Origin of the sequence: Pseudoalteromonas sp. ASV78 (assembly GCF_047806705.1) — a bacterium.
Lineage (GTDB): Bacteria > Pseudomonadota > Gammaproteobacteria > Enterobacterales > Alteromonadaceae > Pseudoalteromonas > Pseudoalteromonas prydzensis_A.
The window spans coordinates 2,404,910-2,420,414 of the sequence record NZ_JBLOPA010000001.1; the positions used below are offsets into that span (position 1 = coordinate 2,404,910).

Genomic DNA, 15,505 nt, shown 5'->3' on the forward strand with positions numbered 1-15,505 from the left:
TAGATTCAATTAAAGCTAAGAAACTCTTAGTTTTCAAGCTAAGAACAATAAATAATGAAAACTAATGACGAATCACCATTTCCAAAACGCTTAAAAGAGGCAAGAAAAGCCAAAGGGCTATCACAAAAGCAGTTGGGAATTTTGGCTGGAATAGATCAGTTTGCAGCATCAGCAAGAATGAACCAGTACGAAAAAGGTGTACATGCTCCAGATTTTAAAACAGTGAAAGCACTTGCTGATATTTTAGAAATGCCAACTGCGTATCTGTATTGTATCGAAGATGAGTTAGCAAGTGTTATTAAGGAATGGTGCCTATAATACCTTCCCCATGTGTCTTCATTTCAAATAACTATCCCTTATAGAGATTATTTGAAAGCCCACTTTGTTAAGAAGGTCTTTTATCAATTGCTAGGCTTCTCTATAACATCTTGTGTATATAGACAATAGAAGTTTGCTCTATAAGTTTAGGTGATATAAGAATGAAGCCTTGGTTCTGATCTCCAACAGTTTTATCTGCGTGAATTATCAAATTTACTTTGTGCGCGTAACCAGAATTCACGCGGCATTCCGCTTGCCACTTCAAGTCGTTCAGCTAAAGAAACTATTACGCCTATTTTCCCTTTAAGAAAATCACTGAATTGCTCGATAGACAAGCCTAACTTCTTGCTGAGTTCATCATTTCCAAGTCCTTGGGCTCGGAATTTATGTAACCTGAGCTTCGGATAAGAAATTACTAATTTAAAGGAACTAAATGCTCGTTCCATGATCCGATCATTCGACCAAGAGTGATTAGAACAAAAAGGAACGAGCATGAACTAGTTAGTTGAAACGTACTGTGATGTCGATGATTTTTCAAAGTTATTTTTCCCAAGCTGGCAGCGTATATTGCTCGAAAATGGTGAAATTAAACGTCGAAGAGCATGCCGCTTATCTCCGTCAGAGGTGATGACTATTATCATCCATTTTCACCAGTCACATTACAGAGATTTCAAAAACTACTACCTTCACTATGTTTGCCGTCAACTTAAAGCCTATTTTCCAGAGTTGCTGAGTTACACAAGGTTTCTCGCGCTTATGCCTAGTGTGGTGGTTCCGATGTGCAGTTACCTCACATCAAAACTTGGCAAGCCCACAGGCATACAATTTGTTGACTCCACTAAAATAGAAGTGTGTCACATCATCAGAGCTAGAAGAAATAAAGTGTTTGAAGACGTTGCTCATCATGGAAAAGGCACTATGGGTTGGTCATATGGATTCAAACTACACTTAATAATTAATCATTTAGGTGAGATTGTGGCGCTAAAGCTCACAACGGGCAATGTGGATGATCGAGAGCCCGTTTCTGATATGGCGGACTCTATCTTCGGAAAACTCTATGGCGACAAAGGTTATATCAGCAAAGCGCTCTCTGGTGAGTTACTAGAAAAAGGTGTCGAGTTAATCACGACGGTTCGAAAGAATATGAAGAAAAAATTTATTTCATTGTGGGACAGGGCTTTATTGAAAAAACGATTTATAATCGAAACGGTGAATGATCAATTGAAAAAAATTTCTTACATTGAACACTCTAGACACCGCAGTATGCATGGCTTTATGCTAAATTTACTTGGTGGATTAATTGCCTATTGCCTAAAAGAGGAAAAGCCGTCATTAGATTTAACATCGCAAGAACTTGAAGTTTTAGAGAGTAATAATCTAATGTTGGCTTAACCAGATCTCATATATGGTCTCCTCCAGTATTGCAAGGTGTCATTCAACGATAGCAGGGACAAGTTTGCTGTCATATATACGGTCTTTTAGTGAAGATTATTACTTCTGACCTTGATGTAATCCGCGCATATTGTCCTGATCAGGTTATCGGTATTTACTACCACTGAACTCTACAGGTTTTCAATATGCAGGTTTGACCTGTTATGTCATCGTTGTAGTCACTTACGCAATTCTTTGAAGAGTATTTATACGGGTGAGTAACTCTCACCTGAGGCGCTAATAGCCCAAGCCATTCTCGCCATCTTGTTGGCATAAGCTACACATGCTCGATTATGCCCTCGAGTTTGAACTAGTCGGTTTATCCATTGACTTAATTTATCATTCTTCGTTTTTGCTCTTGAGACAACCGCTTTTGCTCCTTGGATCAACAGGCACCTTAAGTAGCTATTTCCTCGCTTACTTATCCCAAGTAAAGTATCTTTTCCACCACTACTGTGCTGACGCGGAACGATACCTAAAGACGCTGAAACATCGCGGCCTCTTTTATAGTTACTGCCATTTCCAACTTCATTGAAATAGGCGCTTGATACCATAGGACCAAATCCAGGTATTGTTTGGATCCGTTGGCAAATATCATTATTTTTTGCTGTTTCAACTATTAATGTACTGTAAGTTTCAATACAGCTGTCTAAATTACTCAATTGTGTTTCTAACTGCTTTAGTACCGCTTTAAATGCGCCTGATAATCCGGTATTTTCATCTTCTAAAATTAGAGGGATACTTTTGCGTATTGTGTTTACACCCTGATTTAAAATAATTCCGTATTCAGCAGTTAAGCCTCGGATTTGATTGCATAGTGCCGTTCTTTGTCTGACCGCTAATTCTCTCGCTTTGTGCTGTGCTTGGTTATCTTGTTGCTCAACTGATTTTTATACAGACACTCTTAATATGATGTTGTTTTGAGGCAACGCTAATTGCTAAAGCATCGTTATAATCATTTTTATTGCCAACTAAGAAGGCTTTTACATGCTGAGGTGGAATAAGCTTTATTTCATGACCACATTTTCTGATTTCTCGAGCCCAAAAATGAGAAGCTGAGCAGGCTTCTAAAGCAACTAAACATGTAGTGTGTTGTTGGAAAAAAGATAACACTTGCGCACGCTTTAACATTTTCTTTTTTAACTATGCGCCCTTGTTCATTGCAGCACACAACATGGAAAAATCTTTTTGCAATGTCTAAACCAATTGTTGTAATCTTCATTTTGGTCTTCTCCCTTTGATTATTGTAACCACTTAATCATGGCACATAGATGCCGTATGGGGAGGAGACCATTACATCAGGTTATGTAAGTACAGAGCCTCGAAATATCGAGCCGGATGCAGCATCTCTTTTTCATCTGGAATATTGTAGTGGTACAGTGTTTTCAATTTCAGTAATGGATCTGAGTTTTTTTGGCTGCGAATTCGAGAAGTCGTAACATCGACTCCAGGGTTATCCAGATCGTTGTTCTTGAGAGGGTTTGGATGTTGCTTTTGGCTTGTTTGCCAACTGTCACAAGAAGCCCGGATAACTTTTGTACTCGGGATAGCATTCATTATCTCGGCAACAACTGATTCTACCAAATCAGCGTTGCTAGTCGCATCTCGGCTTAATTCGATTGCTATTCTTCCGCCGCCTGAATGACTAATAATCGCGTCATCAAATCCCACCTCAAACAGGCTATTATCTATTTCATCCATCGTTAATGAATCATCATTAATTTCAAATTTTATGATGATTTCGTGCATTGTTGGCTGTTTTTTATCATTAAAAATCAATGGTAAAAGCTTCGCAGTATTTTTTGCACCATCTAGAGCTCGATGATGGCCCCCCTCGTATGAAATATTTGAAGTTTCCAAGGCCTTCCTTAGTCCCACTTTTTTCTTTAAATTGCGAGCTTCTTTAAATGCCACCTTTAAATTCAAGGTGGCTGACGGGGAAAATGCTGGCATCCCATGCAATGCACAATCGATGTTTAACTGTACTAAGTCGTAAGAGCCCCATGTAGCTAGTACATAATCAGAATCGTCTGGGTAACCAGTTGATAAAATTAGCGAACACATTTGGACATGGATCTGCAACATATAACTCAGTTTGTGTGATCCCTGTTAACTCTGTGCAGAATTGGCTTAATTTAGGGTGTGTAGCGGGCCGAACCAAGCGACTAAATTCATCGACTACCTGTAATGAGGTCGTATCAATAAGAGCCGCACCGATTTCTATTGTTTCACGCGCTTCGGGGGGGGTTGAGCCGTCGTCTGTGCATGTGTGCTCGATGTCTACGACTACAATATGTCTATAACCATTGATTAAAGATTGAGGCTATCTGAGCTATATTCAGGCTCCATCTCTTTTCCTAGTTCTGTTTTATCAATTATTTAATAGCCTACACCATCAACTCCAATGCAATCAAAATGATTACATCAACTTGATTGCTCCTTTTCACCGTTTAAGCTAATGTACTTTGTTTAAAACTTGGTTTTATTAAAGTATGCAGCTCAGAAAATCTGAACCATGCACAACGCGAACGCCTTGCTTTTATTGACTTTAGCCTTGAATTCTTTGGTCAAATAGCAAGAGCTGACCTTATCCAAAAGTTTGGAACTGGTTTAGCTTCATGCTCTTGTCCTGAGCGTGAGGCTGATATTTATTATAAGTAGGTTAATTATTCTAAACTTTATAAATTTAGATGATTTTGTACTTGTTGCATTATTTTATTTACTAGCTCAATTGTGGTTTCTGCGTTTATATCAAGTCCAACCCAACCATCTGTTCCCATAATGTCTAGTTGAATCAGTTCTATCGTTTCTTTGTCAGTTTTTGCGTTAAAAATATTACCCGTTAATCGCATTGTCCCATATTCTGTGTTAATTCGACTGATATGAAATTTCATTACTATATTTCCGTTTATGTAAAAGCCTGATTTCAGATAATAAGTGCGACACTCATGAGATCGCGTAGAAGAGGAAGCCAACAGCTGAAAGTGGTACGCTCTTCTCACCAAAGAAACAAGCAGTACTACCATGAGATATCAGCAGTTGACCGAGGGCAGAAGATACCAGATTTCCATATTATTGGAAGAGGGGTTCTCTGCTACTGAGATCGCCAAAAAAGTAAAATGCCATCACTCCACCGTTTATCGAGAGTTAAGAAGGCATAAAGTGAAAGGATCCTATTGCCCTGATTCTGCGCACGTAATGGCTACGGAGAAGCATAAAGCAGCATAGAAACACCGTATCCCTCAAAAGGGTATCGGCTTTATCCGAATATTGCAGCAAGCAGATTGGAGCCAGGAGCAAGTTTCAGCCGTTTGACGAGCGTGGAACAGCCTGTCAGTCACGAGTGGATTTATCTCTATATTGCACTGGATAAACGTAATGGTGGCAAGCTATATCAACATCTGCGTCAAGGACATAAGCGATATAGGCGAAGAAAAAAGGACAAGGGCCCAGCGATTTTGAATGCGACTTCGATTAATGAACGGCCAGAAGTTGTTGAGAGCCGAACACGCCTTGGAGACTGGGAAATTGACACGGTACTGGGGAAACAAGGAAAGGGTGCATTGGTCACCGTTTTAGAGCGAAAAACACGTTTTACCTTGTTAGAAAAGCCGCATCAAAATCATCAGAAGATATTGCGCAGGCAACCATAGAGCTGCTTGTGCCGTATAAAAATCACGTGTACACAATCACAGCAGACAATGGAAGAGAGTTGCTGCTCATGAGCTCATTTCGGCGGCTTTGGAAACAGGGTTTTACTTTGCACACCCCTATTGTTCTTGGGTGCGTGGGGCAAACGAAAATGCAAATGCTCTGCTACGGCAATATATAAAGAAAGGCACCGATTTTAGAGAAGTAAGTGATGCAGATGCTGAGTTCGCGATGTCGCGGATAAATTATCGGCCAAGAAAGTGTTTGGGTTTTAAGCAGCCAGCTGTGGTATTCAAAGAAATGACGCAGGCCTTAATTTTGGAGAGAGTGTCGCACTTCAGAGTTGAGTTCGCGCCTCGCTTGCTTTCATAAAAAAAGACTTTCCAATACAACTCAGCTATACAAGATTTTTAGAACTTATGCCTCGTGCGGTTACTCCCCTTTCAAGTTATTTTAAAACCCTAAAATCAACGGATAGTGATATTTGCTTCATTGAAGCAACGAGTATCAAAGTTTGTCATAATTTGATAATGCCAAGGCACAAGACGTTTGTAGTGGCATAGTTAATTTGGCCACCTATTAAGAAAGAAATGTTATGCTAATAAGCATACAAATTTGGATGAAAAAATGACGAAATTAAAACGCGTAACATATTCTGCGGCAATCAAATTAGAAACAGCTCAGCTTGTAGTCAACCAAGGCTACACACAAAAAGATGCAGCTAAGGCTATGGGTGTTGGTAAATCAACCGTCAGTAAATCGGTTGCTCAATTAAAGCAAGAACGTACTGGCCAGTCACCATTGGCTTCACCAATGACGCCCGAGCAGATTGAAATTCGTGAACTTAAAAAGCAAATCCAACGCATTGAATTAGAAAAGGATATATTAAAAAAGGCTACCGCTCTCTTGATGTCCGACTCCCTAAACAATTCTCGTTAATTGAGAAATTAAATCAACGAGAGCGTTACCCAGTTAGCGTGTTGTGTAGCGTATTTAATGTGCATCGCAGCAGCTATAAATATTGGGCCATACGGGTTACAACGCCGACACCAGAGCAAATAAGGTTAGAAGCTGAAGTAAAAGCTATACATGCAATAAGTGGCGGTTCAGCTGGGGCACGGACAATCGCAGCAATTGCAACGAACAACGGTTTTGAATTAAGCCGTTATCGCGCCGCTAAGCTGATGGTTAAATTAAAACTAGAGAGCTGCCAAGTGCCTCAAGATCAATATAAACGTGGTGGTAATGAGCATCTTAAAATCCCAAATTTGCTAGATAGGCAGTTTGATGTTGTTGAACCGAATACTGTGTGGTGCGGTGATGTGACGTATATCTGGACAGGCAATCGTTGGGCTTATTTAGCGGTCGTTGTTGATTTATTTGCACGTGAAGTCGTTGGTTGGGCAATGTTATTGTCGCCGGATTCTAACTTAACGCTAAAAGCGCTTGAGTTAGCTTACGAAAGTAGAGGAAAACCGACAAGACTGATGTTTCATTCGTAAGCGTATAGCTAACGACACCTAGCTTTGCTTAATATTCCAAGGTAGCAGTGGCTCAAGGTTATCTGGCTGCTCAGCAAGGCGCTGTAAGCAAGTAGAAATATAGTCATGCACCACAAGGTCATTTGCCTTTGCAGTTTCAACAAGACTATAGAGTATGGCGCTGGCATGTGCACCATTGCAGGTATTTGAGAACAACCAGTTTTTTCGCCCTATTACGAACGGTTTTATTGCTCGCTCTGCGCGGTTGTTATCAATGCTGAGCCTACCATCCTCTAGGTAACGCCTGAATTTCTCAAACTGATTTATCGCATAGGTAATTGCTTCACCTAACGCCATTTTTGGTGGGATTTTATCTTTATGCTTGAGTAACCATTGATACAATTCATCAACGATTGGTTTGGCTTTTTGCTGCCTAATCTTGAATTTTTCATCGGCCGTTTTATCTTTGATGGCTTGCTCAATACCGTAGAGCTTGCGAATAAGGTTTAGTGCTACATCTGCTTTGACGGTTTTTTTATTATTGCCTTTAGCCTCGATGAATTTACGGCGCATATGGGCTAGACATGCAACCAGTGTTGCTTTCGTTTGCTCGTATGCCTTGTAGCCGTCAACGTGCATGTAGCCTTCGTAACCATCAAGGAAATCAACCGCACATTGGCCTGCGCGACTGTTATGGTAATCAAACAGGACAATATTAGTGCCTTTACCTGTTTTATCATCGCCGCAACAATACAGCCACATATAGCTAGTCGCTTTACCTGCGTTAATAATGTTGAGCGGGGTTTCATCACCATGAATAACGGCTTGAGATAACAACACCTCTTTTAAGTGTTGATACAAGGGGGATAACAGGTCTGCGCAGCGTAACATCCAACTCGACATGGTTTGCCGGCTCAACTCAATACCGATATCAGCAAATAACGTTTCTTGGCGATAAAGCGGTAAACCAAACAGGTATTTACACATGATTATTTGGCTCAGCAAGCTGGGCGTTGCGATGCTTTTTGGAATAGGGATTGCAGGCATCTTTGCGGTTTTTACCACACTTTCAATCCCTTCTCGCTCACAGTGGCGACACGTATATTTTGGGCGAATGGTTTTGATTACTTTGATATGCGCTGGCACAAATTCCAGTGCTTCACTGCTGCTTTCACCCATTTTATGTAGTGGGCTTTGACAGCAATCACACATTTTTTCATCCTCTTCGAGGTCAACAACGACCTCAACTCGGGGTAACTGAGCCGGCAGTGGGCGGCGTTTCGGTTTGGCTTTTTCTTTCTTTATTAAGGGCGATGTCACCAATAGCGCTTTATCATGTTCATCAAGAATGTCTTCTGCTTCATTGAATACTTCGCCTGCACCCGGCATTTTTTCAGATTTCTTGGCGTACTCTTTGGCTAGTTTCGCGTTATAAGCTTGTAGCAATTCGTGAATTTGCGCGTCTTTTTCAGCTAACTTTTCATCCATATGCTGTTGCAACTCAAGCAACATGCGCTTGAGTTGTTCTGGGTCGTCAGGAAGTGAGTGTGCATCAATTTTCATGTTCGCAATTTAACAGAATTTGACGGTGTTTTCTTGCTTGACGCAAAGATAAAACAGACGGTGTGGCAACGATCATTTACTGCCAATATGATCGATTAGATCATCGATTGATACCGCAACTCTTCATGACCAAGCACATCATATCCCGACAACAACCAATCCAGTTGCTCTGGACTGAGCTCAAATTCTTGCAGACTGGCTTTGTTTGGCCATTTGAACTTTTGCTTTTGTCGAGTAGCCAGACCCGATTACTCGAGCCCAGCCCTCTAAGAACGGTACGTGCGAGTTTCCCCGCATACCGCTCAAGTCGTTATAACGCCATGTAGGATGGCGCAGCAGTATTTTGACTCCTATGAATGCTGTTATGGCAATAAGGATGAACAACCACGGTATTACTCGCTTTATTATCACCACCTAAATATAAAGGTACTAGGCGGTGAATATTCCAACCAGTTTTAGCCGTTATTTTTTCTTTGCAATACAAACACTCACCATTTTGACGTGATAATAATCTATGCAGACGTTCTTTGTTGCGAGAATTTACTAACACATCAAGCCGAGATTCAAAGTAAGTTTCATGTGTCGGATCGTAAGGGTTTGCATCGGAATTGATCTTTGGATGTCGCACAATCGGCATTGCTGCTAACCGAAATAAGCCTATTTGTTTATCACCGGTGCAGAATGTCCAATTACGCGCCCCAATAGAGTGGAAGTATCTAGCCCTAATCCAGTATTTTCCTTTTCTAGGATGTCTACGACATGCCCATTTCCAGAGTAGCAACCATATATCAGAGTCAATCTTGCAAAATACTTCCTTTGCGACACTGTGTCGGTGATAATTGCACCAACCTCTTAATATTGGATTAAGCTGAAAGATTAGCCTGTCTTGTCGACTAGAGCGATATTTGGTGATCGTAAGTCTCAACTTATTCATCAGATGTAGAACGCTTTTGCTACTGGGTTTGACCAATAATTTGCCATTATACTTTCTGAGATTTTGACCAAGAAAATCAAAACCCTCTGATATATGCCTAACGTGCGTTTTTTCTGGCGATAATGCCAAACCACGTTGGGACATAAATTCATTAATACAAGGCAATATTGTATCTACCAAAAACGCTTGAGAATGAGCCGTTACAACAAAATCATCGGCATATCTGATTACAGAGACTCTCTTAACATTAGAACGAATTTCACGGTGCTTACCTCTTTTAACACCAGAAGCTTCTTCAATTGTTCCTTGCAGTTGATTCAATACCATATTCATTAACGTCGGCGAGATTATTCCTCCTTGCGGTGTTCCTGCAAGTGTTGGATATACCTTACCAGACTCCATAAAGCCAGCATTCAGCCACTGTGAAAGGATTGGTTTGTCGATGTTTAAGTGCTTTAGCATCCACTCATGGCTGATATTATCGAAGCAACCTTTAATGTCCGCATCAAGCACCCATTCTCCCGCACGTTTGCGACACAATACTTTGAAGCATTGTTCGATCGCATCAGCACAAGACCTTTGTTTTCGAAAACCAAAAGAATTGCCGTCACTGTTTGTCTCCACTTCTGGCTCAACGGCTAGCAAATATAGTGCTTGCATCCCACGATCCAGCATTGTGGGGATACCGAGAGGTCTTTTCTGCCCATTCGACTTTGGAATAAAGACTCGCCTTAATGGACTTGCCTTGTATCCAGAGCGTTTGAGCGATGAGATTGCTCGCCATTTTTTAGTAGCACTTTGCCATGTTTCGCCATCAACACCAGACGTTTTACGGTAATCCCCCCGAAAAATAATGGGTGTCAAACGTAGAATTTTCTCTTATTGTAAACACAGGAGAAAATTATGAAAAAAGCACATTTTACAGACAGTCAGATCCTCGCTATTTTGAAGCAAGCCGAAAGTGGTGTCCCGATCCCTGAGCTATGCCGTGAACATGGTATGGGTAACTCAACCTTTTATAAATGGCGCGCAAAATACGGCGGTATGGATGCCTCTTTAATGACGAGAATGAAAGAACTTGAAGATGAAAACCGTCGTTTGAAGAAAATGTATGCTGAAGAGCGACTTAAATCCGAGGTCATTCAAGAGGCTATGGCAAAAAAGTGGTGAAGGCTTCTGAGCGCAAGATATTGGCACATGAAGTCGTTAGTACAAATAAAATGAGTATTGCCTTAGCCTGTCGCACTTTCATGATCAGTGAAACGTGTTATCGCTATACGTCGACATTAAAAAATGAAAACTTAAAAATAGCAGAGCTGTTACTCGATTTGACTGAATCAAAGCGCAATTGGGGCTTTGGGCTATGCTTTTTATATTTTCGCAATGTAAAACGATATAAATGGAATCACAAACGAGTTTACCGCATTTACCGTGAGCTTGAGTTAAACTTGCGAATAAAGCCTAGGAAACGCTTAAAGAGAGACAAACCTGAGCCATTGGCTGTACCAGAAACCATTAATGAATGCTGGTCAATGGATTTTATGCATGACCAACTAGCGGATGGCAGAGCGTGTCGTTTATTTAATGTAATAGATGACTTTAATCGCGAAGGACTGACTATTGATGCTGATTTATCACTGCCTGCTGAGCGTGTGCTCCGCTCGTTAAATCAAATTATAGAGTGGCGCGGTAAACCTAAAGCCATCAGGTGTGATAATGGCCCAGAATATATTAGCCATAAACTCGCTCAATGGGCATTGAATAATGAGATCGAATTACGATTTATTCAACCTGGTAATCCACAGCAAAATGCGTATATAGAGCGCTTTAATCGAACAGTTCGTTATGACTGGCTAAGTCATTATATTTACAGTGACATTAGTGAGTTACAAGACAGAGCTACCGATTGGTTATGGACTTACAATAATGAACGCCCTAACATGGGCATAGGTGGCATAACACCAATACAAAAACTGGAAAAGTTAAACAACGAAAATTCTACAGCTAGCCTCCATTAAAAATGGGTGGATTACCTTACGCCCTTTGTTCTCCGTTACTTGTTTAACCGCAAGGGCTTTCGCATAAAAGGAATGAGTCAATAACCATTGCAGGCTTTTAACTTTCCCTTTTCTCCCTTGCTTTACTGCTTTCACAATACGCGCTTGCAATGATCCTACGTAGCGCTTTGCAGCCTTCCAATCGATGTTAGACCAGCATTGCGCTTCGTTTATAGGTGCACATTGTTCATAAGAGCAATTCATTTGCATTCCTAAGCTAAAATCTTATTACAAATTTCTTGTGATTAACCACTCGATGGAAGTGGGCTATGCTTTCGCATGATGTCACGTTCAATACATCTATCTTTGCCATTACAGCAAGGCATTCGCTTTCTCCATCGTCCTTTACCCGCATGCCCGTCATTCATTCTTACGAAGAAACTACCTCAACGAGGGAGCATACGGGCTTACCAAGTTCCGCTTTATTCACATAATGGGTTAGTGTCAGTCAATCCGCCGGGGGCACATTAAATTGCGTAACATGAGACTAGAGCATGTTAACTTGTCCACCACACCTTTTGGTTCAAGCTTGTCAGCATCTTTAGCTTGTTTACAATGACGACAGTTACAACTGTTCAGTTAATTACACATACCATTAATTCCTAGGGCCCAACCGCATGATGCTTGCAGTTTGTTCAACATCACTATTGAACTTAAGGCTACATTGTCTTTCGAGCTTCACACCCCACCATTGCTAGTGACGCATATCGAAATAGGAAACCTTCGGCAATACGAAGGGTTGAATCAAAGTTCAACAGTAAACAAAGCGACTTCTTGTCGCACCTAACCGCTTGTACCACAAAGCAAAGCCCGTTTTATCCCAGTAAACCAGCTTGAGTTTGTCTTTCGCTTTATTGCAGAACAAAAATAATGCACCAGTGTAAGCATCACGTTCAAGCTCGCCTTCAACCAGTGCGACCAGACCATCAATGGATTTTCGAAAATCCACGGCATCGCGATAGAGGTAAATATGTGCAGGTTCAACGAACATTTTCATTAGGCAAGCTCGCGTACCAGTTGACTCAGATAAGTGGCAGGCATTGTGGATGGCAAGCTGACTTGCACGTTACCGATAGCAAGAATGATCGGCTGTTGCTGTTCAGTGGGAGCAACGTGTTTAGTGACTTTTGCGCGAACAAAACTACCAGATGCAGCAGTAAGCTTACTTCGTGCCGCATAAAAGCTTGTTTTTGATAAGGCATGTTGCTGGCAAAACTCAGTAATAGTTAAATCGCTGGCTTGTTGTTCTTCGATAATGTTGCGCCACTGCTCAAGGCTACGCATTTTTCTCATGGCTATCTCCTAATTGAAATTCAGAAATAGCTTAATCGGTTTGACGAGTTACTGGCAGGTGCACTTTGCTAGACGCTTACTATGAAAACTTTAAAGATGCTAAATATAGTGCGAGTGATTATATCAACGGATATTATAACAATGTTAGGCCACATCATTATAATGCAGGTTTAGCGTCAAATGAATCTGAGGTTAGATATCAAGATTCTAAAACTGTGGCCAAAATTAGTTGACCACTACAAAATGAGCGAGTGAAGAATATGTGCTACCGGAAATAGATAAAGTGATTTAATCTCTATGCGGATTAAAGTGTCGAAATGCTATATTCAAACTTATCTAAAGCTTCTCTGGCTTGTTGCAATGCAGCCTCCCCATCGCTATCTATTGCAATCGCACTGGCAAGTCTGTCACCAACTTTCTCTATGGTTTTTAACTCTTCACCTTCAGCTTTAAGCGCTTCCACTTTTAATTTAAATCTGCCTTCATTAGGTTTAACTAAACCCTTTTGGATTGTATTTAAGCGACCAGGTTTATCAGAATATAAAAATTGAATAGCTGCGTAAGCACCGTAACTAGATGGTGATAATTTCTTATCGGCAATAGAATTGCCAAGTAATTGTTCACACCATAATGTAAACATATCAAGCCCTGTGACAGCCTTCACTAAATCAACAATTTGATCACCACCACATCTGGTGTGGGTTTCCACAAATCTAGGCGCTCCTTTGCTGAGAATCACTTCAGTATGACCCGCGCCATTTTTGATACCCAAAGCAGTTAATGAACGAGAAACAAAATGTTTTACCTGTTCAACCTCACGGTCAGTTAAATCGTGAGCAGGAAAACAATGACCAGTTTCAACAAAAGTAACATCATCTTCATAGGCTTTAGTGATACCTAGTATAAAGTGTTCTCCATTTTCAGACAAAGTTTCAATACTATACTCAGAACCAACCCAGAATTGCTCAATCAAAATAGATCCTTGGTTTAAACCTTTTTCTATGTATTCAATCGCTTTTGCTTGCTGTTGTTCAGTAAACATTTTAACCCCTTCACTCGCTTGACCATTGACGGGTTTAACAATTAATGGAAAGCCAACATAGGCAATGCCAGGATTAATCTTTGCTTTATCATCGATATAAAAAAAACGAGAATCGTCAATATTACTATCATGAAGTAACTGCCGAGCTTTCTCTTTATAAGTCACGTTTTCCATTACAGTAATATTTTCAACCTCAATCTCTAGATGTTGAGTAATAGCCTTATATTGCTCGAAAGACTCCTCATCAACACACAGAATTTTATCAAATGGCTGATGTTGATGAATAACGCCTGCTACGTCTGCCCATTTTGTATGTTCATCAGTCTTAGCAAAGCTATGAATACTATCATATAAAGCAGAGTCCCCATGATGTAAACAATCATTCTTTATGAACAATGTTAGTAATGCCCCCATATCCTTCAATTTTTTATGTACAGGACGACCTTCACCAACTATACAAAAATGCTTCTTATTCATATCTAATTACTCTACTTTAGTTAACCACTGAGTTTGTTCATTGAACCACGGCAAAATACGCAGCATGTTGGCTAAAATATCTTCCTCATCAGCTCCTTTAAATGCAAATCTCGCAAGACGAGAAGCGCTCGATTGTGCAGCACCTAAAACCTGTCCTACCTTAGCACTTAGTTCAAACTCTACAACATAATCTAATGGGCAATATTTAGGAGCACGAGTAAGAACACCACTATTTTGTGGTATCAATAAGCTACCATACAATCCATGCCTAGGTGATTGCCAGCCAAAATCTTCAACTAATAAAGCCCCTAGCTGACCTAGCGCAAAACACTTTTCCAAGTTAACACCTAGTGCATGAGTGTAGCTCTCATTTATACCTCCACCAGCTACCCGACTTGCAATTTCACAAAATGTTACTTCTTGTGCATCATTAACAAAAAACTCAGCGTGAAAAGCAAAATTTTCCGGTGATGGTAAAGCTTCTATCACTTTTTTTGTCGCTAACTTTAAAATATCAACTAATGGATTTGAAACTGATAAGGTATAACTACATACCGCTTTACCTTGTTGGTATGAAAGGCAACTATTAACGTACATAGATGGCCATATTGAGCGAATTTCACCATTTTCAACAACTCCATCAACATGGTATACGTTACACTCAACAAAAGCCTCTAAGATTAGATTCGCTCTTTCTTGAGTTTTAAAGCGTTCTCGTAGAGCCTTGCGTACATCATTATGAGCTTTTAACACGCTAATGCCCATACTTCCGCCACCGGAGCGGGTTTTTAATATACAGGGCAAACCAATAGCGTTTATCCCAATTAATAAGTCAGTGCCGTAATCTACCTCATGATAATTGGGCAAAGCAACATCGGTATTTTCAATGTATTGTTTCATAACGACTTTATCGCGATAAGCCAATGCACTTTGAACATTTTGACCAGCTATACCATAGTGTTCTCGCAATTTTGCCGCTCGAATCAAATCAAACTCACCCAGTGCAATGATCTTGTCTATTTTGTACTTTTCTAACCACTGCATCGCGACATAATCGACTTCTCCATTTTCCGAATAATCTTCAAAAAACTTTACTTTTTCATAATATTGAAGAATATCCTCATCCGCTTTATGGATACAGTCAATCGTATTGGTTGTGGATAGTAGATAAAGCGCATCAAACTGCCCCTTAAACCAATCGTGATAAGGAGCATAATCAAGATTAAGCTCGTTTAATATTAGTATGTTCATTACTAAC

Annotated in this window: 13 protein-coding genes and 7 pseudogenes; 8 read left to right on the forward strand and 12 right to left on the reverse strand. The window is 40.4% G+C overall.

Going from position 1 to position 15,505, the window contains the following annotated elements; genetic code table 11:
• The first annotated feature begins 54 nt into the window (after positions 1-54).
• Entirely contained in the window at positions 55-318 is a 264-nt protein-coding gene (locus tag ACMVDV_RS10935; RefSeq protein WP_416158134.1) for a helix-turn-helix domain-containing protein, read from the forward strand.
• Positions 319-509: 191 nt separating this feature from the next.
• Here ACMVDV_RS10935 and ACMVDV_RS10940 read toward each other — a convergent pair whose 3' ends face one another.
• Entirely contained in the window at positions 510-764 is a 255-nt protein-coding gene (locus ACMVDV_RS10940) for a helix-turn-helix transcriptional regulator (protein ID WP_416158135.1), read from the reverse strand.
• 118 nt (positions 765-882) lie between these two features.
• Between ACMVDV_RS10940 and ACMVDV_RS10945 the strand changes: the two genes are divergently transcribed.
• Positions 883-1,710: an IS982 family transposase gene (locus tag ACMVDV_RS10945; protein ID WP_416159087.1), complete on the forward strand. Its 828-nt coding sequence runs from the start codon at positions 883-885 to the stop codon at positions 1,708-1,710.
• A 245-nt stretch (positions 1,711-1,955) separates the two neighbouring features.
• On the opposite strand, the pseudogene ACMVDV_RS10950 reads toward ACMVDV_RS10945, so the two are convergent.
• From ACMVDV_RS10950 to ACMVDV_RS10960, 3 genes and pseudogenes are all read right to left on the reverse strand, one after another.
• Positions 1,956-2,971 (reverse strand): annotated as a pseudogene (locus ACMVDV_RS10950) (IS110 family transposase).
• A gap of 71 nt (positions 2,972-3,042) precedes the next feature.
• A complete protein-coding gene (locus tag ACMVDV_RS10955; RefSeq protein ID WP_416158136.1) occupies positions 3,043-3,834 on the reverse strand; it encodes a hypothetical protein in 792 nt (263 codons plus the stop codon).
• Positions 3,770-4,060: a 3'-5' exonuclease gene (locus ACMVDV_RS10960; protein WP_416159088.1), complete on the reverse strand. Its 291-nt coding sequence runs from the start codon at positions 4,058-4,060 to the stop codon at positions 3,770-3,772. Before ACMVDV_RS10960 ends, ACMVDV_RS10955 begins: the two co-directional genes overlap by 65 nt.
• Positions 4,061-4,233: 173 nt before the next feature.
• Here ACMVDV_RS10960 and ACMVDV_RS10965 point away from each other — a divergent pair.
• Positions 4,234-4,374 (forward strand): annotated as a pseudogene (locus ACMVDV_RS10965) (WYL domain-containing protein); the annotation flags it as partial.
• 53 nt (positions 4,375-4,427) lie between these two features.
• On the opposite strand, the gene ACMVDV_RS10970 reads toward ACMVDV_RS10965, so the two are convergent.
• A complete protein-coding gene (locus tag ACMVDV_RS10970) occupies positions 4,428-4,643 on the reverse strand; it encodes a hypothetical protein (protein WP_416158137.1) in 216 nt (71 codons plus the stop codon).
• Positions 4,644-4,773: 130 nt separating this feature from the next.
• On the opposite strand from ACMVDV_RS10970, the pseudogene ACMVDV_RS10975 reads away from it, so the two are divergent.
• The 3 pseudogenes from ACMVDV_RS10975 to ACMVDV_RS10985 all read left to right on the forward strand — a co-directional run.
• Positions 4,774-5,772: pseudogene (locus ACMVDV_RS10975) on the forward strand (IS30 family transposase).
• A pseudogene (locus ACMVDV_RS10980) lies at positions 5,766-5,948 on the forward strand (IS982 family transposase); the annotation flags it as partial. The pseudogenes ACMVDV_RS10975 and ACMVDV_RS10980, both read left to right, overlap by 7 nt.
• A gap of 79 nt (positions 5,949-6,027) precedes the next feature.
• Positions 6,028-6,899 (forward strand): annotated as a pseudogene (locus tag ACMVDV_RS10985) (IS3 family transposase); the annotation flags it as partial.
• Between the two features lie 21 nt (positions 6,900-6,920).
• Here the strand turns inward: ACMVDV_RS10985 and tnpC are convergent.
• Positions 6,921-8,444, reverse strand: a complete 1,524-nt coding sequence (gene tnpC, locus ACMVDV_RS10990) for an IS66 family transposase (RefSeq protein WP_416158138.1) — start codon at positions 8,442-8,444, stop codon at positions 6,921-6,923.
• A gap of 310 nt (positions 8,445-8,754) precedes the next feature.
• Entirely contained in the window at positions 8,755-10,242 is a 1,488-nt protein-coding gene (gene ltrA / locus ACMVDV_RS10995) for a group II intron reverse transcriptase/maturase (protein ID WP_416158139.1), read from the reverse strand.
• Positions 10,243-10,281: 39 nt separating this feature from the next.
• Between ltrA and ACMVDV_RS11000 the strand changes: the two genes are divergently transcribed.
• Positions 10,282-11,396, forward strand: a protein-coding gene (locus tag ACMVDV_RS11000) for an IS3 family transposase (RefSeq protein ID WP_416156808.1) whose coding sequence is annotated in 2 segments (ribosomal slippage) — positions 10,282-10,534 and positions 10,534-11,396 — 1,116 coding nt in all. Because the reading frame shifts where the segments join, the coding sequence is not laid out codon by codon here.
• Positions 11,397-11,411: 15 nt separating this feature from the next.
• Here the strand turns inward: ACMVDV_RS11000 and ACMVDV_RS11005 are convergent.
• The 3 genes and pseudogenes from ACMVDV_RS11005 to tnpA form a co-directional block, all read right to left on the reverse strand.
• A pseudogene (locus tag ACMVDV_RS11005) lies at positions 11,412-11,639 on the reverse strand (reverse transcriptase N-terminal domain-containing protein); the annotation flags it as partial.
• Between the two features lie 547 nt (positions 11,640-12,186).
• Positions 12,187-12,432, reverse strand: a complete 246-nt coding sequence (tnpB, locus tag ACMVDV_RS11010; RefSeq protein WP_416158140.1) for an IS66 family insertion sequence element accessory protein TnpB — start codon at positions 12,430-12,432, stop codon at positions 12,187-12,189.
• The gene (tnpA, locus tag ACMVDV_RS11015; protein ID WP_416158141.1) at positions 12,432-12,728 is read right to left on the reverse strand and encodes an IS66 family insertion sequence element accessory protein TnpA; all 297 of its coding nucleotides are present in this window, start codon (positions 12,726-12,728) and stop codon (positions 12,432-12,434) included. The genes tnpB and tnpA overlap by 1 nt, the downstream gene beginning before the upstream one ends.
• A gap of 80 nt (positions 12,729-12,808) precedes the next feature.
• Here tnpA and ACMVDV_RS11020 point away from each other — a divergent pair.
• A pseudogene (locus ACMVDV_RS11020) lies at positions 12,809-12,961 on the forward strand (IS3 family transposase); the annotation flags it as partial.
• A 71-nt stretch (positions 12,962-13,032) separates the two neighbouring features.
• Here ACMVDV_RS11020 and ACMVDV_RS11025 read toward each other — a convergent pair.
• Together ACMVDV_RS11025 and ACMVDV_RS11030 are read right to left on the reverse strand one after the other, a co-directional pair.
• On the reverse strand, positions 13,033-14,247 hold the full coding sequence (locus tag ACMVDV_RS11025; protein WP_416158142.1) for an ATP-grasp domain-containing protein: 1,215 nt from the start codon (positions 14,245-14,247) through the stop codon (positions 13,033-13,035).
• Between the two features lie 6 nt (positions 14,248-14,253).
• Positions 14,254-15,498: an ATP-grasp domain-containing protein gene (locus ACMVDV_RS11030; protein WP_416158143.1), complete on the reverse strand. Its 1,245-nt coding sequence runs from the start codon at positions 15,496-15,498 to the stop codon at positions 14,254-14,256.
• Between the last annotated feature and the right edge of the window lie 7 nt (positions 15,499-15,505).